Annotated in this window: 1 pseudogene; it reads left to right on the plus strand. The window is 60.9% G+C overall.

Features of this window, described 5'->3' with window-relative positions:
• Positions 1 to 455 (plus strand): annotated as a pseudogene (locus tag IM725_RS20070) (UDP-N-acetylglucosamine 1-carboxyvinyltransferase); the annotation flags it as partial.

The raw sequence follows: 455 nt of genomic DNA on the forward strand, positions 1-455 counted from the left end.
GACACTATCACCGTCGACGGCGTAAAACGCCTGCACCCGGCCACCTACAAGGTGATGCCGGACCGCATCGAGACCGGTACCTACCTGGTTGCCGCCGCCGTTACCGGTGGCCGCGTCAAGGTCAAGGACACCGATCCGACAATCCTGGAAGCGGTCCTGGAAAAGCTGCGCGAAGCGGGTGCCGAAATCACCACCGGCGAAGACTGGATCGAGCTGAACATGCACGGCAAGCGTCCTAAAGCCGTCAACGTGCGTACCGCTCCGTACCCGGCGTTCCCGACCGACATGCAAGCGCAGTTCATTTCCTTGAACGCCATTGCCGAAGGCACCGGTGCCGTGATCGAGACCATCTTCGAAAACCGTTTCATGCACGTGTACGAACTGCACCGCATGGGCGCGAAGATCCAGGTTGAAGGCAACACCGCCATCGTCACCGGCACCGAGAAGCTCAAGGG

It is taken from the genome of Ramlibacter aquaticus, assembly GCF_015159745.1.
In the GTDB taxonomy this organism is placed as follows: Bacteria; Pseudomonadota; Gammaproteobacteria; order Burkholderiales; family Burkholderiaceae_C; genus Ramlibacter; species Ramlibacter aquaticus.